General features: G+C 45.1%; 19 protein-coding genes. 4 read left to right on the plus strand and 15 right to left on the minus strand.

The genetic code is table 11. The features are described 5' to 3' along the window. Positions 1–3,744: a S8 family serine peptidase gene (locus LCY76_RS21510; RefSeq protein WP_248254372.1), complete on the minus strand. Its 3,744-nt coding sequence runs from the start codon at positions 3,742–3,744 to the stop codon at positions 1–3. A gap of 233 nt (positions 3,745–3,977) precedes the next feature. Here LCY76_RS21510 and LCY76_RS21515 point away from each other — a divergent pair, with 233 nt between their 5' ends. After that, positions 3,978–5,552 carry a hypothetical protein gene (locus tag LCY76_RS21515; RefSeq protein WP_248254373.1) on the plus strand — a complete coding sequence of 525 codons (1,575 nt, stop codon included), beginning with the start codon at positions 3,978–3,980 and terminating at the stop codon, positions 5,550–5,552. Between the two features lie 6 nt (positions 5,553–5,558). Then, positions 5,559–6,251, plus strand: a complete 693-nt coding sequence (locus LCY76_RS21520; RefSeq protein ID WP_248254374.1) for an OmpA/MotB family protein — start codon at positions 5,559–5,561, stop codon at positions 6,249–6,251. A 210-nt stretch (positions 6,252–6,461) separates the two neighbouring features. On the opposite strand, the gene LCY76_RS21525 is transcribed toward LCY76_RS21520, so the two are convergent. The 3 genes from LCY76_RS21525 to LCY76_RS21535 all read right to left on the minus strand — a co-directional run bounded on the left by LCY76_RS21525 (position 6,462) and on the right by LCY76_RS21535 (position 8,749). Beyond that, complete coding sequence (locus tag LCY76_RS21525) at positions 6,462–6,971, minus strand: GNAT family N-acetyltransferase (RefSeq protein WP_248254375.1); 510 nt, start codon at positions 6,969–6,971, stop codon at positions 6,462–6,464. 114 nt (positions 6,972–7,085) lie between these two features. Further along, on the minus strand, positions 7,086–7,733 hold the full coding sequence (locus tag LCY76_RS21530; protein ID WP_248254376.1) for a class D sortase: 648 nt from the start codon (positions 7,731–7,733) through the stop codon (positions 7,086–7,088). Further along, entirely contained in the window at positions 7,733–8,749 is a 1,017-nt protein-coding gene (locus LCY76_RS21535) for a processed acidic surface protein (protein ID WP_248254377.1), read from the minus strand. Before LCY76_RS21535 ends, LCY76_RS21530 begins: the two co-directional genes overlap by 1 nt. 320 nt (positions 8,750–9,069) lie before the next feature. On the opposite strand from LCY76_RS21535, the gene LCY76_RS21540 reads away from it, so the two are divergent. Together LCY76_RS21540 and asnB are read left to right on the plus strand one after the other, a co-directional pair. Further along, positions 9,070–9,342 carry a hypothetical protein gene (locus LCY76_RS21540; protein WP_248254378.1) on the plus strand — a complete coding sequence of 91 codons (273 nt, stop codon included), beginning with the start codon at positions 9,070–9,072 and terminating at the stop codon, positions 9,340–9,342. Between the two features lie 187 nt (positions 9,343–9,529). Then, on the plus strand, positions 9,530–11,350 hold the full coding sequence (gene asnB / locus LCY76_RS21545; RefSeq protein WP_248254379.1) for an asparagine synthase (glutamine-hydrolyzing): 1,821 nt from the start codon (positions 9,530–9,532) through the stop codon (positions 11,348–11,350). Positions 11,351–11,417: 67 nt separating this feature from the next. Here the strand turns inward: asnB and LCY76_RS21550 are convergent, their stop codons facing one another. From LCY76_RS21550 to murA, 11 genes are all read right to left on the minus strand, one after another. Beyond that, entirely contained in the window at positions 11,418–11,627 is a 210-nt protein-coding gene (locus LCY76_RS21550) for a hypothetical protein (RefSeq protein ID WP_053356505.1), read from the minus strand. 266 nt (positions 11,628–11,893) lie between these two features. Further along, positions 11,894–12,322 (minus strand): 3-hydroxyacyl-ACP dehydratase FabZ, encoded by a 429-nt coding sequence (gene fabZ, locus LCY76_RS21555; protein WP_248254380.1) that lies wholly within the window; start codon positions 12,320–12,322, stop codon positions 11,894–11,896. A 292-nt stretch (positions 12,323–12,614) separates the two neighbouring features. After that, a complete protein-coding gene (locus LCY76_RS21560) occupies positions 12,615–12,923 on the minus strand; it encodes a DNA-directed RNA polymerase subunit beta (RefSeq protein WP_248254381.1) in 309 nt (102 codons plus the stop codon). A gap of 13 nt (positions 12,924–12,936) precedes the next feature. After that, positions 12,937–13,758, minus strand: coding sequence for a flagellar hook-basal body protein (locus LCY76_RS21565; RefSeq protein WP_248254382.1), 822 nt, complete (start codon positions 13,756–13,758; stop codon positions 12,937–12,939). A gap of 13 nt (positions 13,759–13,771) precedes the next feature. Then, positions 13,772–14,602: a flagellar hook-basal body protein gene (locus LCY76_RS21570; protein ID WP_248254383.1), complete on the minus strand. Its 831-nt coding sequence runs from the start codon at positions 14,600–14,602 to the stop codon at positions 13,772–13,774. A 124-nt stretch (positions 14,603–14,726) separates the two neighbouring features. Then, complete coding sequence (gene mreB / locus LCY76_RS21575; RefSeq protein ID WP_248254384.1) at positions 14,727–15,728, minus strand: rod shape-determining protein; 1,002 nt, start codon at positions 15,726–15,728, stop codon at positions 14,727–14,729. A gap of 186 nt (positions 15,729–15,914) precedes the next feature. Next, positions 15,915–16,181, minus strand: a complete 267-nt coding sequence (spoIIID, locus tag LCY76_RS21580; protein WP_026677325.1) for a sporulation transcriptional regulator SpoIIID — start codon at positions 16,179–16,181, stop codon at positions 15,915–15,917. A gap of 601 nt (positions 16,182–16,782) precedes the next feature. Next, the gene (gene spoIIQ / locus LCY76_RS21585) at positions 16,783–17,634 is read right to left on the minus strand and encodes a stage II sporulation protein SpoIIQ (protein ID WP_248254385.1); all 852 of its coding nucleotides are present in this window, start codon (positions 17,632–17,634) and stop codon (positions 16,783–16,785) included. A gap of 193 nt (positions 17,635–17,827) precedes the next feature. Next, positions 17,828–18,850: a stage II sporulation protein D gene (gene spoIID, locus LCY76_RS21590; protein WP_248254386.1), complete on the minus strand. Its 1,023-nt coding sequence runs from the start codon at positions 18,848–18,850 to the stop codon at positions 17,828–17,830. A gap of 145 nt (positions 18,851–18,995) precedes the next feature. Further along, positions 18,996–20,657: a M4 family metallopeptidase gene (locus LCY76_RS21595; protein WP_248254387.1), complete on the minus strand. Its 1,662-nt coding sequence runs from the start codon at positions 20,655–20,657 to the stop codon at positions 18,996–18,998. Between the two features lie 244 nt (positions 20,658–20,901). After that, a complete protein-coding gene (gene murA / locus LCY76_RS21600) occupies positions 20,902–22,221 on the minus strand; it encodes a UDP-N-acetylglucosamine 1-carboxyvinyltransferase (protein WP_248254388.1) in 1,320 nt (439 codons plus the stop codon). Between the last annotated feature and the right edge of the window lie 14 nt (positions 22,222–22,235).

Raw genomic sequence — 22,235 nt, forward strand, 5'->3', positions numbered from 1 at the left:
TTATTTCTTTGTGATGGTTACATTCTTCTCAACCGTGTTTCCGCCAAGGTCTGTCAGTTCAAGATGGACGGTGTTTTTACCTTTTTTAAGGGAAACTTTTTGGCTGATTTTCTTCGTTAATGCTCTCTTTACATACGGCTCTTTGAAGTAATGGCGGTATGCCGCATTGTCGTTCACGAAGAAACGCATCTCATCATAGTTGTCCGCAAGCGTAATTTTAAGTGTTGCTGTTTTTGTTTTGCTTGAGACGGTTTTCGGTGCATCTACTTTAATTGTCGGAAGTGTTGAGTCAACAATCACCTTCCGGCTGAAGGCTACTCGATTTCCGGCTTTATCGATCGCTTCTACTTTAAACGATTTTATATTGTCAGATGTATACGTGATCGTTTTGCTGAAATCATACTGTTGTTCTGGTCCATTCCATACCAGCTTGGCAGGTTTGCCGTCAATCATGAATGATTTCAGGCCGGATTCATCGCTTACATGCCCAGTGACGGTCACTGTTTTTGAAGTCGTGATGCCGTAAGCTTCAGGAGAGTCTACAGTAACACTTGGTACACTTGTATCTTTCCCGCTCATGTTTACATTTTTCATGACTGAGTTTCCTGCATAGTCGTAAGCAGCAAGAACGACTTTTGCGCGACTAGGAAGGTCATTCAGCTTATATTCGCTCGCAGAAGCATCCAGCGGCTCGGAAAGAACACTTTTTCCGTTCACTTGAACATCATAGTAAGCTACTCCTGTTCCCTGGTCACCAGCTGTCCAGGAAAGCGTATTGCTATCTGCATTCCATTTTGCAGTAACAGCAGGATCTTTTGTATCTACATACACAGGGAACAATGCTTTTTGCCACTTAGCTTTCGGATAATCAACCACTGAGCTTACTTGGTAGTAGTACAATCCGTCTTTTACTTTAGAACCATTCACTGTTCCATCCCAGGCAGCTTCTGTAATAGGAGTATACCCAGGTTCAGATCCGCCGTCATAATAGTTCTTCACTACATCTTCTTGTGTGTCCAATTTGCGAAGTGATGTTTTATTTCGGTCAAGGATGGAGTATTCCACTTTCTTGGCGTTTCTTAGGAAAGAAAGCACCGGGAATGCTTCATCATAAAGCCCGTCTCCATCCGGAGAGAAAGAAACTTTGTCTTTTAGCACATTTTTCGATGCATCGCTTCCAAGGAATTCAAAGTCTCCGTTAACTTCAGCAGCCAGTCCTGTCACTCCATAGAACGTGTTGTCATCGTATACAGGAGCGTCAATGATCGGTGCTTTGTCCCATTTGCCGTGGAAACCAACGTAAGGGACGCTTAGTTCAGGGTATTTATTGCCTGCATCTATTAATCTTACAAAACCTTCTACAAAGTAGCCGTTTTTGAAGATCTTGTCGAGCGGCATGTCATTAGCCCAGTCTACGGTATCTTTTAGATCGACCGTAACATTTACAGTTGCTGTGCTTTTCGCTTTGATCGCAATACTGCTCGCTTTCTTAGAACCAGAAGTAAAAGAAATCGGGAACGTTCCTCTATTTGGATCCTCTGAATCTCTTGTTCCATTTTTAAAGATTCCATCTGCTTCAAGCAGGTTCATGCCTTGAAGTGCAAGGTCTGTTTGAACATTGCCCGCAAGCTTGTACGTTACGTCTTTGGAGCTGTAGTTTTTAAGATTTAAAGTAAAGGTAAATTTATCGCCTACTTCTTTTACGGCTGCTTTTCCTTCACCTGATTTTGCTTCTGTTACAACCACTGGAGTTTTCATTGCCGCATGAAGATCCATTAATCCTGCACCTTCAAGGCGTGGAGAATAGTAGTTTCCAGTTTGGCTCTCTGTATTGAACAAGCCATGATCAGCTTGCGGTCTTGATGTGTTCATTAAGATGTTTTTGGCGAGTTTAACGCGGGTTGCCCCTTTAACTTTGAAATCTTTGTCCACTCTTTCCATCACGAGAGCAGCACCGCCGGCAACATGCGGAGCAGCCATGGACGTTCCACTCATCACGCCATATTGGTTGTCGTTAAGCGTTGAATAAATCTTTCCGCCTGGTGCAGTGATTTCCGGTTTAAAGTCAAGGTTCGGTGTCACGCCCCATGAACTGAAATCAGACATCTCTCCTGCGTTTGGATTGGATGCAGAAATGGCTTTACCATCAAAAATCACTTCAAGCTTCTTGCCTTCTTTCGCCTTTGCTTCGAGCTGGTTGCCGTCAGCAATGCTTAAAGAAACAAGAGGAATCGTCGGTTTGTCGAGGGCCATGTTGACGTAATCGCCATGGTCCACTCTACCTCGGATAATCACGCCTGCTGCGCCTTGCTTTTCAGCTTCCCGCTGAATCATTGCATAGTTGAAGCTTCCGTTTCGGACAACGAAAACGACTTTGTCCTTCACATCTTTACCTGCATAGTTGGCAGGGCTGCCGTCACCGACATAAACGACTTCCATCTTATCTTTATCAAACGTGCCGATCGGATTTGGAGATTCCTGCTTTTGGTAAGCAATGTATCCCATATCCGCTCCGTCCACTTTTAAGTTCATGCCTTCAAGTGTAAGCTTTGTGTTTTCAAGCGAAGCGACTTGAAGAGCTTGTCCGATCAATCCAGGAGACCCAACTACTCCGGTATCTGGATTAGACGGATAAGGGTTTCCTGCTCCATGTCCTGCGTAAGCAGAGTTGCCTGCAGAAATGGCACAAAGAATACCGTTGTTTGTTGCGTTCTGAATCGCTTTTTCCTCAGGGTCATCATGCTGTACGAACGCAGCTGTTGATCCAAGGCTCATGTTGATCACATCAGCGCCGAGTGCAATCGCATCGTCGATCGCTTTAATATAAATATCACTGAACGTGGATGGCATTCCAGGATCGTTTCCAAATACTTTAAGCGCTAAAAGCTGTGCTTCAGGAGCTACACCTTTAATTCCGCCATTGTCTTCATCCCCGTTTGCTCCTACAATCCCTGAAACGTGCATGCCGTGCATGGAAGCACCAGGGCCAAGATCGCGGATTTCTTTGTCGTGGTCCGCATAGTTGTATCCGTAAGGTATTTTTTCAGTAAAGTAGCTGCCTTTCAGTCCTTTGGAGTCTTTAAGGCCGTTCACTTTCCCGGATGTCAGCTTCACTTTTGTATCAGGGCTGAGCACCATATCTTTATGTGAAGGATCGATGCCAGTGTCGATAACAGCCACGACTGTTCCTTCTCCTTTATATCCATAGTCCTGCCATGTTTCTTTTGCATGGACGATATCCTTGCTGTACAGCATGTTCGGCTTGTCCCCGTTAATTGACTCAGGACGTTTATATTCATGCGAAATATGTACATCTTTCACACCGTCAAGCTTTTCGATATCTTTAATATCACCATATTTGACTTCACCGCTGAAGCCGTTAAGTACGGTTGTAAAGCTGTCCTTATACGATACCGGGATGTCTTCCTTCTCGATGTCCTCTTTCACTTCTTTTTGTTCATTGGCCAATTTTTTGGTCAGCGCCGTTTTTTCGCTTGTGCTCAAAGCACTGTAGCGCTTGTTTTGAGCCTGTGCGTACTGAATCGCTGGTTTTTGATCGAGTTCGACGACCACGCGAACCTTATCGTTTTTGCCGTATTTCTCTTCTTGCGGCAGTTTTTTAAGATCCAGGCCTTGAGGCTTTGTTCCCGCTGCCTTGCTGTGAGACGGCAGATTCCCCTGAGCATATGCCAGGTTGGAAAACGTCATGATAAATGCTGTCATCAACGCAATCCGTTTTTTCATCCAGTTTCCCCTTTTCTGTGTTTGAATTTTCTCGGGTGAATGATCATGGTGCCTTATTAAACTAAAATTTCCATATTTTTAGTTTAATTACATTATTAAGAAATCGCAATTTATATTTATTTTTTTTGATTTCTTTTTTTCGGTGCCAGGCACCGTGCGTTACATACTTGTGTAATAGCGGTGCCTGGCACCTCATATGCTTGTATGAATGGAAACGGGGAGGGATGGACAGCATGGATTCGTTGACGATGGCCGTTGTGGGAGTGATTTGCTTTCTTGTTTTTATAGGATTGGTGGGATACGCCCAGACAGGATACCGCCTGAAGATGTGGATCAGAGAACTTCAGGAGCTTGAAGCACAGGGAACTTCACAGCCGCGGTCCCGCTGGATTCAGCGTGTTTGTTCGGATTACAGGCAGTATCATCTATCAGGTGTCTCCTCATTGAATTCACAGGCGCTGATTGAAAAGCATCTTTTCCAGGAACGCATTCCTCTTCTTGGACTGATGCGCATTCCTGTTGGAAATATCCAAAAGGTTCTGCAGCAGCTGCCGGCTTTTACGATTATTCTCGGTGTGCTCGGCACCTTTATCGGCCTTACTCTATCTCTCCTGTCTATGCAGGATACGCTGTTCAGGCTCGGAAGTTCTGCCGCTGGCCCAAATATGACCATGAACTCCATCATCTCATCCTTAACTGCTCCTTTTGAGGGAATGAGCGTTGCTTTTATAACAAGTATCGCGGGGATAGGAGGAGCCCTTATCCTCAATATTCTCCAGACAGGCTTTCTGTCCAGGGGATCTTCTCTTACGTACCTGCAGGGCAAGGTGATGTCGGACTGTGAAGTTTACCTGGACCATGCCTTCAACTGTCTTCTTTTACAAGAAAAGCCGCAGGATTCCGCCGAACGGCTGCTTGATCGCCTTGCAGCCAAAATTGAGGAGAGCTTCCAAAAAAGCGTGGGCCATTTCGGAGCCTCTATGACAGAATTTACAGCTGGATTAAAAACCGCCATGGAGGACGTAAAAGGAATCTATGAAGCACAGAGGCTTCACAGTGAATCGTTTGCGGCTTCCGCATCAACCCTTGAACAGTTCGGCCTGCAGTTCCATAAAACCATTGAAAAACAAGATTCCATGCATAAAGCGGTCGACCAAAGCATTTCGGTGCTGGCCGCCCAGATCAAATCATTTGAACATCAGCTGCAAAAAAGCACGGAACGGCATAATGCAGGGCAGCAAACATTTGAGCTTATGATCCAGCGTTCCGATAAAGTGCTGGCGGAATCACAGCGCCGCTCAGAAGAATTCGCCGGAAACATGGCACGCGCCCTTCAGGAGCAGCTACAGCACTACGCTAATCAGCATGATGCACTGGAGAGCAGGCTGGGACAGAAACAGGAGGAATGGTACTACCGCTATTCCGAAAAACAAGGAGAATACGGCAGAGCTGCCGCAGACTTCGCGTCCTCTGTCCAACAGCTTGAAAAGGGCTTCTATAATGCCGTTGAACATATGAAGCGTGACTTTGTCGAGCAGATCCGGAATGTGCTGGAGCGAGAACGGCAGCTCAGCCAGCAATCCGGTCCGCAGCGAGGCGATGATATAAGAGAACTTGCCCGAACACTTGAGAACCTTTTCCACGGGCTTTCCCGGGATTTTACGAGCAGCAACCGCACCCTTGGCGACATGTATCATCTTCTTCAGCGCATGTATCAAACGGCTATGGATAATCAAACCGTCTATGACTCCCGGGACCGGGACAATGAGTCAAGGCTTATCAGTTCGCATGATATTAAAAGGCGGTGATGAACCGTGCGCGCCCGGAAAAACGTTTTTGCAGAACAGCACCAGGAAGAAATCTACTGGCCCAGCTTTACGGACATGATGGCCATGATGGTGCTCATCATGATTTTCATTGCCATACTCGCAAATGTCCAAAGTATTTATAACGCCTATGATCAGTCACAGATCAGACAGGAACTGCATCAGGTAGCGGATGTTAAAAAACACATCTCGGACCTGATTGAAAAACAGCTTGAACAGAATGTGGGAAAAGATAAGGTTGTACGCGGCCCGAACAATACGATTTCTGTAGAAGGGAACATATTATTTGATACGGGGAGCGCCGTTGTCAGCGCACAGGGCAAGAAGGTACTGAACCCTTTGGCTGATGCACTCGCCGCCATTATCGACGAGAAGGATATGAGTAAATATCTCTATATTATCCTGGTGGAGGGCCATACCGATTCGGTACCGTATGACAACTGGTCCCTTTCCACAGAGCGGGCGGTTGCGGTTGTAAAATATCTCGCCAAAGCCAACCCGAAACTTGCACGCCTGCCATATGCCCAGTACCTGGCCGCCACAGGATACAGCGAATACAAGCCGATCGCCAAAGGAAGTTCAGCAGCTGCCCTGCAAAAAAATCGCCGGATCTCCTTTCAAATCATTTTAGATGATGATAAATGGCAGAATAAGCTGAAGGATATTGTTAATCAGCAGTAACAGAGCAATTACGACGTCTTTGAGGGAATTGCTATTGACTCGTGCTGGCCTGAACCCGTTTACTTGCGGAAACAGCTCTATTACTTGCGGTTCGACAAGGATTACTTGCAGAAATCGCCGTGTTACTTGCGGTTCGACAAGACTTACTTGCAAACCACATCATTTTCATAAAAAACGCATTCGCCCATCAAAAAAAAACGAAGGGAACGCTTATCCCTTCGTTTTTTCTGTGTTCAGCATGCGCTGATAAAAATGGACATCCTGCCACTCATCAAATTTGTAGCCTACTTCTTTAAAACAGCCGACAAATTCGAAGCCGAACTTTTCGTGAAGTTTCACACTCGCTTCATTTCCGCCTGTTATTCCGCCAATCACGGTATGATAGCCGGCGTCAGCTGCTCTTTGCAGGATATCTTCCATTAATGCTTTGCCGACACCTTTGCCGCGGAATTCTGAAGCTATGTATAATGATAATTCTGTTGTGCGTGAATAAGCCGCTTTATCTCTGAACGGACTCAGGCAGCTGTAGCCAGCCACTTTGCCATCCAATTTGGCAACGACCAGTGGAAAATCGCCACCGTATTTCTCAAACCACGCCTTTCGTTCATCAAGCGTTTGCTCTTCCAGATCAAACGTAGCTGTCAGCGTTTTAATCGCATCATTATAGATGTCCAAGATGGCTGGCAGATCGCGCAGCAGCGCCTCTCTAATGTATAGCACAGTTATCCTCCCCATGTTTGATCATGATGGTCTACTTAATAACTGTAACAGATTTATTCTGCGAAGAACAAAACAAAACCGAAGGGAAATTATTCCTCCCTTCGCCATATCTCTCTATTTCTTTGAACGTTCTGATGAGATCAGAAAAGCTTCCAATATATATCGCTTTGGAGCCGACCCGATGTAATTGAACGGATAGCACGTACTGACCGTTAACACCGCGCGCGGTTTTGGTACGATCACGGTGCGGTCATCTTTGTCCACGATTCGAACCTTCCTTACTTTATACGTAAACGTTCCGGCGGATGTCGTCACCTCGAGCTTGTCACCTTTTCCTACTTTTCCAAGGCTGCGAAACACGGTATCGCGATGGCCGGAAAGAACAGAGTTGTCTTTTTCACCGGGAAGAACACTGTCTTTAAAGTGGCCGACCCCTTTTTCCAGTTCATCTTCATTCGTTCCATGATAGATTGGCAGTTTCGCTTCCAATTTCGGAATGTAAAGGATGCCCATCTTTTCCCCAATCGCAGGACGTTTGGCGTATAGCGGTGCTTCCTGATTTTCTTTCTTTGTGTCAGCCGGCTTTTTCACAGGTTCGTGCAATGCTTTTGATTCTACTTTTTCACCGGCAAAATAACCTCGTGAGTAACTAATGATATTCTTCGAAAACATTCCCAGGCCTACGAGGATGATCACAATCGAAAAAGAAAGAAGAACAGCCTTTCTGGGCCGTCTTCCTCCTTCTTTACGTCTGCGTTCCATTATGACATCCTTGCTCTTCGATATAGGAATAGCCCTGCTCCGGCAACCGCCAATCCGGCAAGTGCACCGTCAAGATGGTTGGAAGCCGTCTTAGGCAGTTTTCCGCCTGTCACGGTTCTTGTTTTTTTAGCAACCGGTGCTGATGCTTTTACTTCTTTTTTAATCGTTTGGGTAACGGTGTCTACTTTCGCTGGGACGGTTTTAACAACGTCTGATGTGATTTTCAAATCTGCAAGCATTTTTCCGTTCAGATCAAACAGTTGGATCAAAAGATAATCTCCGTCCAATACTCTCATCTGCATCAACTCTCCTGCAGAAACCGGTGTTTTTTTGCTGCCGTCAACAATAAAGAAGTTTGCTTTCATTTGGAAAATGGACATGAGCTCTTCAAACGCTGTTCCCACTTCCTGGATCTGTGCTTTCGTTGGTTTTTCCGGGTCAAGGCTCATCATACGCTCAGCAATCGACTCCAGCCTTTTTTCTGTGTCTGGGGAGTTCAGGTCTTTCTCGATGGACATGAGGTGATCCTGCAGGTTTTGAATCTCGTTCGGAGTCAAATCTATTTCTGCCAGGGCCCCTTCAATTTCTTTTTGAATTTCTTCAAAATCAGGCATTTCTTCATCAGGTGCCTGAAGGTCGGAAACCGCAAAGTACAGGTCATCTACATAAATATAATCCTCGATGGCTTCTCCGTTCTTTGCTAAAAGATCCTTAAGCTGCTGTTCGTTCAGGTCAAAATCGGTATAGAGCTCATCAAGGTTGCTGTTGTCGCTCTTGATGACAGCCCCGAGCGTTTCTTTAAGTTCATTGATGTCCTCAAAATCTGACAGCTCCATCCCCGCATAATCGGACAGATAGTTTTGGTAATCCTCTTTGCTAATTTCATAGCCTCGTACTTTGCTGATTTGTGCCAGATAGGCTGTCAGATCCGTGTCCTTTACTGCTGCAAACGCGTTCGCAGGCATAAAATAAAAGGCTAAGAGAACAGCCAGCAAGCTTAATAGAATCTTTTTCATTCGTTCCTCCTAAAGTATGTTAGTTTTCCTTATATTAGTATAAATTATTACAATATAATTACATGTTACTTTTGTACTATTTATTTAAGAAGTGATTTGGCAAAATTGCTCATATATCAATAAAAAAAGGCAAAAAAAAAAGCCGCCTCTTTAGGAAGCGGGGGACAAAAAGATATATAAAAAAGGGGGTACTTCTATCATTCCCGAAATCTCTTTTTTTATCCCTCATTTTATAAAAGTTTTATAGTTTTTTTTATGTCTCTAAAAACAAAAAATCGGGTATGACTAGTAAGAATGCATAAATGAAAGGAGAATGCACATTGCGTTACTTTATTAACATGAAAAGAGAGTTTAAGGATGAATTCGGCAAGGTGTATACCTTCGATCCCGCCCAGTGCAGGGAGAATGAAGATGAAATCGAGCTCATGAATCAGCTTGATACGATGGATATTGGAAAGCCTTATATTTTTCCGAAAAACGCTGTAGCTGAAATTACGAAACAAGAGTATGACCGGCTGACTGCAGCGATGCGCGAAGGCGCTGAAGGTACTGACACCCGGGAAGAGATTCTTTCAAAATACTCCAGGGACTAACTTACCGCTTGCAGAAGCGGTTTTTTTGATCCAACGATTCCTCATAACGGACTATTGTGCAGCATAGCCGAAGTATGGCAAACCCGATTGTTGAGGTTTATAAATGGTTCTTAGTTCACGTTTACGTTAACGTTACATTATGTTACGATAGTTCACGCATCATTAATTAGCGTAAGGAGATGTTAGTATGTGTGGTATTGCAGGCTGGGTTAACTGGTCAGAAGACCTATCTCAACAACAATCTATTCTGCGGGACATGACAGGAGCGATCGAGCATCGTGGACCGGATGCAGACGGCTTTTGGTTTTCGCTTCGAGCAGCCTTCGGTCACCGGCGCCTGATTGTTATCGATCCTGAAGGCGGGCTTCAGCCCATGCTTAATGAACAAGGAGAGCAGACACTTGCTCTGACCTATAATGGTGAAATTTATAATTTTATGGAATTAAAAAAAGAACTGGAGGAACGGGGCCATACATTCCGTACCCATTCAGATACAGAAGTTCTTCTTCATTCTTATATGGAGTGGGAAGAAGAATGTGTCGATCATTTAAATGGTATTTTTGCTTTTGCCATCTGGGATGAAAAGAGGAAGAAACTGTTCATGGGACGTGACCATCTTGGGGTAAAGCCTCTCTTTTATGCACAGCGCGGCAACTCCATTATTTTCGGCTCTGAGCTGAAGGTGCTGCTCGCCCACCCGGCTATTGAGCCTGAGGTGGACAAAGAGGGCCTTGCAGAAGTATTTTCTCTCGGCCCGATGCGCACTCCGGGTGTAGGTGTTTTTAAGGATGTAAAAGAAGTACGCGCAGGACACAGCATCACGTTTACAAGCAGCCAGACGCGTGTCAGGCAATATTGGAAGGTGCAAAGCAAAGAGCATACCGATGACGTTCAAACGACTGCAGAGAAGATTCGATCTCTGCTCGAAGATACGGTAAAACGCCAGCTCATTTCCGACTTGCCGCTCGTATCCATGCTATCCGGCGGACTCGATTCAAGCGGATTGACAGCACTTGCAGGAAAGGATTTTAAAGAAGCAGGAAAGATTCTTCATACGTATTCCATTGATTTTGCCAACAGTGCAGAACATTTCCAGACGGATTTGCTCCACTTAGGGCTTGACGGACCTTGGGTAAAACGCGTGTCTGAACACGTTAGAACCCAGCATCACTCTACTGTCCTTGGGGCCAATGATCTGTTGGACAACTTCCTGAAGCCGCTGTATGCACGGGATCTTCCAGGACTTGGAGAGATGGAGACCTCCCTCTATCTTCTGTTCAGAGAGATGAAAAAGGACGCCACCGTCGCTCTCTCAGGAGAATCTGCGGATGAGGTATTCAGCGGATATCCTTGGTTCCATCAGGATGAGTTTCTGAATGGCAGCACGTTCCCATGGCGCCAGAGCCGCGGTAACTTTGGCAATATCCTGTCAGGGGAAGCGAGCGCCTCTATACGGCCTGATGAGTATGCGGATCACCGCTATCAGGAAGCATTGGCAGAAGTTCCTGAATTGGCCGGAGAGAGCGAGCTTGGAGCCAAACAGCGTCAAATGTCATATCAGTTCATCACCCGCTTCCTGCCGTTCATGCTCGACCGTAAGGACCGCATGAGCATGGCCGTCGGCTTCGAAGTCCGTGTTCCATTCTGTGACTATCGCTTGGTCGAATATCTCTGGAATGTTCCGTGGGAAATGAAAAGCGTCGACAACATCGAAAAAGGAATTCTTCGCCGCGCATTAAAAGGCTATCTTCCTGACGATGTCAGAAACCGACGTAAAAGTGCCTACCCGACCGCACAGGATCCAGTCTATTTCGGAGCCATCAAAAAATGGTTCATGGACATTGTGGAAGACAGCAATGCACCGCTTCGTCCATTGATCGATACGAATAAAATCAGAACGGTCGCTGAAGGAAAAACCGGAATGAGCGAGGGACAAGCCACAAAGCTGATGGAATATCTCATTCACGTCAACACTTGGCTGAAAGATTACCACATCAAACTTGTATAAAATGGTGCCTGGCACCGTTCATGAAAAAAGCACACCCGCGCTCGCGCGGATGTGCCTTTTTTATCATTTATTGATCAGACGATTCAGTATCAGTGCTCGTTTCTTGATCCTGCTTGCTTTCATCTGTACTGGTTTGATCTGCTTGTTTTTCATCATCTACTTTTTGTTCTGTGCCAGTGCCGCTTTCCTTTTTTTCGGTGTCGCTGTTGTTGCAAGCTGTCATTAACATAATCGCCATAAGAGAAGCCCCAATTTTCATTAAGAAACTTTTATTCATCCCATCGTTCTCCCTTCGATTAGTTCAGATTAGAACCGCTCCGCTTCACCATGTACCAGCGGCTCTATTCACACTATAGCAGGAAAACATCCCATTTAGTCGCGATTTACCAATACCTTACATAGCCTTTACAGTGCCTTAAAGTTCTTGATATGGGGTTAAAAAAAGGCTGTTTTCGTAACCTTTGTTGCTCTAAAAACAGGTGCCAGGCACCGGCTTTTTGACATATGTCAAAAAGCGGTGCCTGGCACCAACAATTACAGAAACTATCTTCCAACAGCAAATGTAATTTCAGCGTCCATTGCGAGCTCGCCGTCCACTGTTGCCGTTACTTTCCCTTTTCCGATTCCTCGGCGAATTTGAAGCAGCTCCACTTCCATTAACAATGTGTCTCCCGGTCTTACCTGGCGCTTCCATCTTACTCTGTCTGCACCGGCAAACATAGCAATCTTTCCTTTGTACTCATCCAAAGACAAGAGCGCCACCGCTCCGGTTTGGGCACAAGCTTCTAAGGTTAATACGCCTGGGAAAATATTATAATCAGGAAAATGCCCATTAAATACTTCCTCGTTGGCCGTAATATTTTTCTTTCCGACCGCCCGTTTTCCCGGCTCGAGCTCTTCAATGGTATCAAGAAGCAAAAATGGATAACGATGAGGGATAATTTCTTTGATCTGTTCAATGTTTAATTTCATACCGAGATACTCCTTTACCTTCTGGTTTTCGTTCTATTCTTTCTATGTATCTCTGCACATTATACATGATAGAAAAAGGTTAATCCAATGGACGGAGCACCTGCTGTCTGCACCGGCATATTGAGATATTATAGCCGCTCTGTTTCCGCAATAATCGAATCCGTAAACTTTTTAATTTCCTCGAGTATATCATAGAAATTTACAAAAATATCCACCTTATTCCCCCCTCTTACGAAAATAAAAAAAGAGAGCCGCAGCTCCCTTATCCGTTCACCTTATTCTATTTGCCGGACTACTTATCTTTGCTCACCAAATCCGATATATGGGTCCATGTGTCTTTCTCGAACACATCTCCCGCTTTGCCGTCGCCTACGACAGAATAGCCAATAACGGCTCCAACTACAAGGCAGATCACCATTAAAACAATAATCACAATCAGACGGAGCCAGATCGGAAAACGGCGTCTTTTTGACTTCCCGGTCTTTTGCTCTTTCTTTTTGTTTTCCCGCGATTTTGGATTCTTTTCCTTAACCGCTTCCTCTTGCTTCATCACTGCCATTTTATTTTTACGGTATTCTTCCCTGCTGAGCTCGTTCGCCATTTTTCATCACCTGTTAACGAATTCCGTTGACAAGCCCCATCATCTGGTCAGCCATCGTAATGGTGCGTGCGTTGAACTGGTAGGATCGCTGCATATTGATGATATCCGTCATTTCATTTCCTGTATTTACGTTGGACATCTCAAGGGCACCCTGCTGCATATTAACGCTAGCCGGGTTTGCCGCCCGAACCACTTGATTTTCATTTACACCAGCCGGAATTCTAAAATTGTGCCCCACTGCTTTAAGCAGCTGGGGATGGACGACATCAACGAGCGCCATTCTGCCGCTGTTGACGATCCTTCCATTACTTAACGTTACCGAAATATTCCCGTTTTGTCCAATAGAAATTTCTTTGTATTCAGAAGGAATACGAATCGGCCCCTTATCCCCCATCACCGCACTGCCGTCAGAGGTAACGAGTTCAAGGTCACCCTTCCCTCCTCCTGGCTTTAAATAAAACGCACCATCACGTGTGTATTCCATTACGGTTTTTCCATCGGTGTCCTTTTTCTGGACCTGGAAAAAGAGCTCAGGGCTCAATAGGGCGATGTCCAGCGGGCGTTCTGTCGTCTTGATCGCCCCCATCTCCAGGCTGACTGCCGTAGAGCTGACTCTCGCACCGCTTCCTGCACGAATTCCCACAGGGGTAAGGCGGCCGACTTCTTTTTTGCTATCAAATTTATTATTGATCTGCTGAAAAAGAAGGTCAGAAAATTGAACATTTCTTCGCTTAAAGCCATTAGTATTGCTATTCGCCATATTGTTGGCCGTTGTATCGAGCTTCTGCTGCAGCTGTCCCATGGTCACTGAAGCGTTAATCATAGATGTATTCAATGTCTGTCCCTCCTTATCCGATCTTTCCTACTTCATTCGCTGCTTTCTCCATGCTTCGGTCATAAGCCTGAAGCACTTTTTGATTGGCTTCAAATGAACGGTAAGCTTCCATCATATCTGTCATGGATTGTTCAGCATCTACATTGGAACGTTCAACAAACCCTTGTTTTACTTGATAGGCGACCTGCGGATTTGCTGTGGCAGAGCCCGGTTTCTGAGTGCTTTGAAGCTTCATTAAGCCGTTGCCCTCTTTCACCAGATCCATCGGGTTCGTAATCAGTGCCACTCCCAATCTGCCTGCATTACGTCCGTGATCAAGAATGACGCCCTCTCCGTTTACTGTGAAATTTTCATCAGAGACAGTGATATGTTTTCCGTTTGTATCCAAAACATAGTTCCCGTCCGCAGTCACCAGATTGTTTTTGGCATCTACGGCGAAATGGCCGTTCCGGGTATAGCGTGTTTCACCTGCGGCGGTTTCCACCATATAGAATAACGACCCTGGCTTGCCCGTTTTTTTATCGATTGGAACGGAACCCTGCACGAGAGCAAGATCGGTGTTCACACCGCTTTCCTGCATATCTCCCTGAACAAAGTTCGGAATGGCTTCCTGCATGTAGACACCTGTCGCCAGCTGGCCGCTCTGTTTTTGGCCTGGAATGGTTAATGGCGTTTTCCCGTTTGAGTCCATTCGTTCTAACAGCATGGAAGGAAACGTCCTAAGCGATGACTGATCTGCCTTATAGCCCGGTGTATTGATATTGGCAATGTTGTTGCTCAGCATTTCCTGGCGCCGCTGCTGAGCAATCATTCCGGCAGCTGCAGTATAAAATCCTCTTAGCACAGTGGTTCCCCCTCTTTTTCGCACACTTCTTCTTGTCTTTATTATCGGCAAATACTTTTGGATGTTTATGCTCGAACAAAAAAAAGACCCGCTTTTTTTATGAAAAGCAGGTCTTAGAAAAACTTTATTTTATTTTCCGTTTTGGAAGCTTATCGATGTGTTCAAGCATAAGGCCGGTACCGTTTGCTACAGCCTTCATCGGTTCCTCCGCTATAAAAATAGGAACCTTCAGCTCCTGGGCGAACAGCTGGTCAATACCATGGAGCAATGCTCCTCCGCCCGTTAAGATGATCCCGCGGTCAATGATATCCGCAGAAAGTTCAGGAGGCGTTTTTTCAAGGACGCTTCTTGCGGCATGGACCATCATCATGACTGGCTCAAGCAGGGCTTCCGTGATTTCTTCTGAACGGATGGTAACCGATCGCGGAAGGCCTGTTACCATGTCACGCCCGCGAATATCCATCTCCTCATTTCGAGCACCAGGGAAGACGGTGGCCACGTTTAATTTAATGTTTTCTGATGTTCGTTCTCCGATCAACAGCTTATATTCTTTCTTGATGTAGTTTAGGATTTCACTGTCAAGCTTGTCCCCACCCATCTTAATGGAAGAAGCCGTAACGATATCGCCCATGGATAATACTGCAACGTCTGTTGTTCCGCCGCCGATATCAACAACCATGTTGCCGCTCGGCTGGAAGATATCCATACCTGCTCCCACTGCCGCCACTTTCGGTTCTTCTTCTAAATAGATCGCTTTTCCTCCGCATTTTTCAGCGGCTTCCCGAATCGCTTTTTGTTCAACAGAGGTAATGTTTGCAGGGGTGCAGATCAGAATTCTCGGTTTGGTAAGCATACCCTTTACATTTATTTTATTAATAAAATGTCTTAACATCTGCTCTGTTACTTCAAAATCAGCGATTACTCCATCTTTTAACGGACGGATCGCGACGATATTGCCTGGAGTACGTCCCACCATCCTGCGGGCTTCTTCACCTACAGCAAGCGCTTTCCCCGTGTTTGTGTCAATCGCCACAACAGATGGCTCATCCAGTACAATCCCTTTTCCTTTTACGTAAATCAGTACATTGGCCGTACCGAGGTCAATACCAACATCCCTTGAAAACATTCATATATCCTCCCTGTATGTTCCGCAACGCTTTACAAAAATCGTCAATTTTCGAATTTCTATCCAATAAAACATTCTATCATAAGTTTTGTTGAACCGGGAAAAAATATGTTAACTTTTTTGTATATTTTCCTGAACGCACAACAGCGGCATGCATTTTATGCACGCCGTGTGAAGTGGTGTATCTTATTGTACGACTTCCTCTGCACCCTTTTTGTACTTTACCCGTGTCGCTTCACCACCCCGTAGATGTCTGATGGACTTATGGTACTCTAAAATTTCTTTCACGTTGTTCGCCAAATCCGGGTTGATTTCAGGTAATCGTTCCGTTAGATCTTTATGAACGGTGCTTTTCGAGACACCAAATTCTTTTGCGATCATACGCACTGTTTTTCTTGTCTCCACGATATACCTTCCTATCTTGATGGTTCGTTCTTTGATGTAATCGTGCACACCACTCGCCTCCCCAAATTGGATGTGAGAGATGCGATAGAGACTTCTATGTTCAAGCTACGCGACCTGTCCTTGTGTGTCGTCTTCATGAAGTCAGAGTGTCCCGTCCCCTTTTCACCGCAGCCATACTACGTCTTCTCACCGCTCACCCTCAAAAGAATTGTAGGTTTTGTAACATCTTATTAAGACGAACGTACTTATATGCCAAAATCTCAAGAAGGACAAGGGAAAAAAGAAAAGCTGAAGGACCTGGTTAGGCCCGACATGCGCTGGAACACTCACACAGCAACACGCTCTTTGTGTTGAGGTGGGGGAGTGAAGCGACTCGAGGGCCTGGGTCCTGACAAGCGCTAAATCTCGCCTAAAGGAGCACGTGTTTTGTGATCATGCTGTGCATTACTTGCGGTTTGGCAAGGTTTACTTGCGAAAAAGCTCTGTTTACTTGCGGAATTGAGGACTTTACTTGCGAAAATGCCCTGTTTACTTGCGGAAATGAGGACTTTACTTGCAAAGCACATCATTTTCATAAGTAGCCTGCAGGAATCACTACTTTACCAAAAGAAAAACAGCCCGCACATCGCGGGCTGCTTTCCCAATTTGTTCAGTTGTCGTTTGCAGATGACTGTTTAGAGTTTTCGCTGGTTGAAGAAGATTCTTTTTCTTTGTTTTTCTTAGGAGCAGTACTGCTGTCCTGAACACTGTCAGATTTGCTTTTTTCAACTGAAGCTTTCTCTTCCTTATTGCTCGCTTGTTCTTCCTTATCCGCTAGCTTCTCAATTTGGGAAGCCGATTGGTTCCATGCAGATACAGGATCTACAGCGATTCCATCTTTGCGGATTTCAAAGTGAGCATGAATTTTGGCGTCCTTGTCATACAGGTTTTGGCCGGCTGTACCGACAACTTCACCTTGGTTTACTCTGTCGCCTTCTTTCACTTTTACAGAGGCTAAAGAAGAGTAGTGTGTAACAAGGCCGTTCGTATGCTCAACTTCAACAACGTAGCCAAGCTCTGGATCTTTCACTGATTTTGTAACATTACCACTCATGGCAGCAGCGACATCAAATGTTTTTCCGCTCTCAGCAGCAAGGTCAATTCCTTTATTTTGGTAGTAGATATTATTATAAAATACGAGAGCAGCTTCTTGTTCTTTAGCAGATGCATCAGGATCAAAGAATTCTTTTTTAATCGCTACGCTGTTTGGATCCTTTGCCGGCATCTTGAATACTTCTTTAGAAACACTTACCGGAACGGCTTTATTATGATTGTCAAAAGCACTGTTCGGCGTATCCTTAGAATTAGAAGCTTCATTTTGATACCACAAGACGGAAGCTAGTACTACTGCGGCAAAAGCGAGATAGACTGCCGGATATACCCAGCGTTTTTTCATAAACCTGCCCACTTTCCTGCTTTTTAGCGGAATTGTTTTTTGGGATTGTTTTTCTTCATCTTTCATTTTTATCATCACCTCAGCAATCATTCTGAACAGGATTCAGAAAATATATACTTTGGTATGAAAAAATTTGGGATATTATTTTTCGACAAAGACTTGAATACTATGCATGATTCCCATAACTTTATTTTCCTCCGCAGGATTAGGAAGGATGTTAAACACAAAAGACCCGGCTTTTTCACCGGGTCTGGAAAGGCTACTGCTTTGCGGTGGAACGGCCAGGATCAGGCTTGTATTCTGAAATGGCCACTCCTTTGTAATAGTATTTTACAATTTGCTTGTAGTTCTTGCCGGCCTTCGCCATGCCGTTTGCCCCATACTGGCTCATCCCCACTCCATGGCCGAAGCCTCTCGTCACGGCAATTACTTCTTGTTTCTTTTTCGTCAGCGTAAAATCGGCTGAGCGAAGACCAAGCTTCTCACGGATCTCCTTGCCCCTAAAGCTTTTTCCGTCAATGGTTATACGGGCGATCCGGTTTCCAGCGGTTTTCTCTGTTATCGTCCCCACTTCTCCGTCCTTTTGAATTACGACCCCCAGCCTTTTCTCAACATCCAGCAAAGAGATCTCCTGCTTCTGGACGAATTTAGGAGTGTTTTGATCCCACGGGCTTTTTACGCTTTTTAAATAAGGATATTTCGTTCCCCAATAGTCCTCGCTGTTTTCGGTATAGCCATTGCTTGTTGAAAAGAAACTCGCAAAGATCGGTTTCCCGTCGTACGTTAAAATCTTTCCTTTCGTCTCTGCTACCGCTTTGGTGATCTTCTTCATCTTTTCTGGATATTCGTCTCCCCACAGCTTCTTCAATTCATCATCATTTTTGTAGACCTGATGAAGAATGGAATCCGTTACAGCCGCCCCGCCTGGAAGGTTTCCCCCTTGAGCGCTGTCCAAAAGCCTGGCGATGTACGTTCTGGCTGTTAACGCTTGAGCCTTTAACGCCTCAAGTTTAAAGTCAGCGGGCATTTCAGAAGCGACGACTCCTTTGACGTACTCCTCGAGCGCGACCTTTTCCACCTTTTTCTCAGCTGTGCGGTAGACGGGTACAGCAAGTGTCGAAGCTAGACTCGGTATCGCAGCTCGTTTGATTTCCTTCGGCTTGGTCTCTAGCAAAAAGGATGATTTGGAAGAGTAGGGAAGCACGAGCAAAGCCGGAAGAAGGACGGTGACCACAACAAAGACAGAGACGAAGAAGGTAATCGGCTTCATTCTCATGAACATTCGGCCTGGCCTCCACTGAATTGATTAGTCTTTACAATTTATGGAGGGAGACAAACTATTAGAACTTGTTTTTCCTTTCAATCTCAGTTCTACTTTTCAATCTCATAGAAAAAACCCCTGCTATCACTAGCAGGGGTTTGCTTTTTTAATAGACGCCGACTGCATCAAACGACTTGTTGACCGAGTTGACTTCCGCAGAACCTGCTCCATACAGATCAGCTGCCGCTTGAACGAGCGCTGCTCTCGCTTGGCTGAACGTGGCGTTCGACGTGAGATAAACCGTGTTGGCGCGGTAATAGATCGCTCCAAGCTTGCTGTTGCCGATGCCAGTAACCGTTACGCCGTAATGGGTTCCTCCTGCAGCAAGCAGATAAGCCTGTTTGTTGATGATTCCGCTGTTCGTATGGACACCCCCATTGTCACTCGTTCCAGTATAGCGCTTGGAATAGTGATCAGGGTCGCCGTATTTCGCAGGATCACTCATCGAACGAAGAGCATCATTCGGTGTATTCGGTGTGTAGATGTCTTCTCCGATCTCATAATCAGGATTGCGGTTATCATAGTACTCTACGAGCGTGCCGAAGATATCAGAGATGGCTTCGTTTAATGCACCTGATTCATTTTGGTACACCAGATTGGAGCTGCGTTCCGTAACGGCATGGGTTAATTCATGCCCTACTACATCCAGGCCCCCGGATAACGGAATAAATGTTGTTCCGTCACCATCTCCGTAAACCATCTGCGTTCCGTTCCAGAAGGCGTTGTTATAGCTGCGGCTGTAATGGACAGTCGATTTCAGCGCTCCGCCATTATTATCAAAAGAGTTGCGTCCAAATACGTTTTTGTAGTAATCATATGTCACTCCTGCATAGTAATGTGCGTCGACTGCTGCACCGTCGTATGCGGCATTATATGTGTTATCAGCATCCGCCCATAATGAACCAGGAATGGATTGACGGTTCTTTCCGTCATATGTAAAGATCCCGGTTCCTCTCGTATTATCCTGCAAGTAGTAGGTTGAGCCTGATAACAAAGTCCTCAACGTCTTTGAGTCACCAAGCACACCTTTTCCTGTCCCGGTTACATTGGTTCCGGTTAAGCTTCCGCCTGGTTTGGAAGCAGCCTGCCCACCATTTACTTCGTCAAGGTTATTATACTTGTTCACAATCTTCCCTGTAGCTGCTTCAACAAAATAGTTATAATTCCCGGGCTTTGGAGACAGGAAATTTAAATTTACAAGATAGGCATAAACAGCTTTTTCACCTGATGTGTAGACAACAAGATCGGCTGTCGGCGCCTTTTCATAATCAGGAGTATATCCAAGATCTTTAACTGCCTTGGTGATCGCCTTCTTAGCAGAGATTTTCTTAGTATTTTTCAAGCTGCTCTTTTGATCAAGGTTCGGTACAGTTGAACCTGAAACCACTGTCAAAACTCCGTCTCTGTCAACATGAGCTACCTGAGTAGAACCCCAGACAGGAACTCCCTTATATACCTGCTGCAGGCGCAAAACAGTGGAACCTAGCTTGTCCTTTTGCTGTGACTGAACAGCAAAAGAATCTTCCGCTTTTTGTGACCCAAAATTATATGCACTCTTATGCTGGTTTAAGTAACCAAGAACAACAGCTTCGGCATTATGTCCAGAGGCTTTCGTCAAATTTCCAGAAACAAATTCAGGCGTACCTTTTTGTTCGCTTATCTTGTAATTGGACAGCACATTTTTTGGTGCTGCTAAAGAACTTGCCGGTGTAAGAGCCGATGCTGCCAAACCAAATGATAATCCCAATGCCAGAGCCTTTTTCTTCATCGATCATATCCCCTTTGTCATGTATAGAATGGCCTTGCTAGATTTAATAGTACACGATTTAGATACGATTTCAAACTATTCCTAAAATTTTGAATATATACTACCAGCTTTCTTCACTTTCTATATAAACTAGGTCATTTACCTTACTTTTTAAAATAGGAATTCTTATGCTCTTCTTACTATCCTTTCAAACCCGCAATAAAAAAGCTCCCTGCAATCTGCAGGAAGCTTTTTGAACTATAAATTAAGCAAGATTAGATTTTAATGATACCGATGATTTCTCTTCTGCTGGAGCGGCTGTTGATTCTTCGTTAACACGCTCGATGTCAGCTCCAAGATCATGAAGTTTTTCAGTAAATTTCACATAGCCGCGGTCGATATGCTTAAGCTCAGTTACACGCGTATAACCGTCAGCTACAAGGCCGGCAAGGACCAGTGCTGCTCCCGCTCGCAAGTCAGTTGCTGCAACCTCGGCTCCCTGTAATGATACAGGTCCGTTGATTACGGCAGAGCGGCCTTCGATTTTAATATCTCCGTTCATGCGGCGGAATTCCTCAACATGCATAAAACGGTTTTCAAACACAGTTTCTGTAATAACACTTGTACCGTTTGCCCGAAGAAGCAATGCCATCATCTGAGACTGCAAATCTGTCGGGAAGCCCGGATGCGGCATAGTTTTAATATCAACTGGTTTTAATTCTTTCGGACCAATGACACGAAGACCAGTTTCCTCATCTTTAATGGTAACACCCATTTCTTCCATTTTTGCGATTAATGGGCGAAGGTGCTCGGCAATCGCGCCTTCAACAAAAACGTCTCCGCCAGTAATAGCTGCAGCAACCATGTACGTACCTGCTTCAATGCGGTCAGGAACCACTGCGTGCTCCGAACCTGAAAGCTCTTCAACACCTTCGATACGGATTGTACCAGTACCTGCGCCTACTACTTTTCCTCCCATGGAGTTGATGTAGTTTGCAAGGCAAACAATCTCAGGCTCTTTGGCTGCATTTTCAATAATGGTTGTTCCTTCAGCAAGGGCAGCAGCCGTAATAATGTTTTCTGTTGCTCCTACACTTGGGAAGTCCAAATAAATTTTTGCACCTTTAAGGCGGCCATCTATGCTGGCTTCAATAAATCCATTCCCGATTTTAACAGTGGCACCCATGGCTTCAAAGCCTTTTAAGTGCTGATCGATCGGACGTGATCCAATTGCACAACCGCCAGGAAGTGCGATTCTCGCTAATCCTACGCGTGCAAGCAAAGGTCCCATTACCAAGAAGGATGCACGCATTTTACGAACATATTCAAATGGCGCTTCTGTTTTTAAAGCTCCTGAAGCATCCACTTGGATCTCGCCATTCTCAAATTTAACTTCAATATTTAAATAACGCAGTACCTCGTTAATCGTATATACATCAGCAAGGGTCGGCACATCTTTAATCGTGCTTGTGCCTTTACTGGCTAAAATGGATGCTGCGATGACAGGCAGTACGGCATTCTTTGCTCCTTCAACTTTAACAGAGCCTTCTAACCGCCTACCACCACGGACAATGATTTTTTCCAACGAAATTCCCCTCC

The organism is Fictibacillus marinisediminis, from assembly GCF_023149135.1.
Taxonomy (GTDB): domain Bacteria; phylum Bacillota; class Bacilli; order Bacillales; family Fictibacillaceae; genus Fictibacillus_C; species Fictibacillus_C marinisediminis.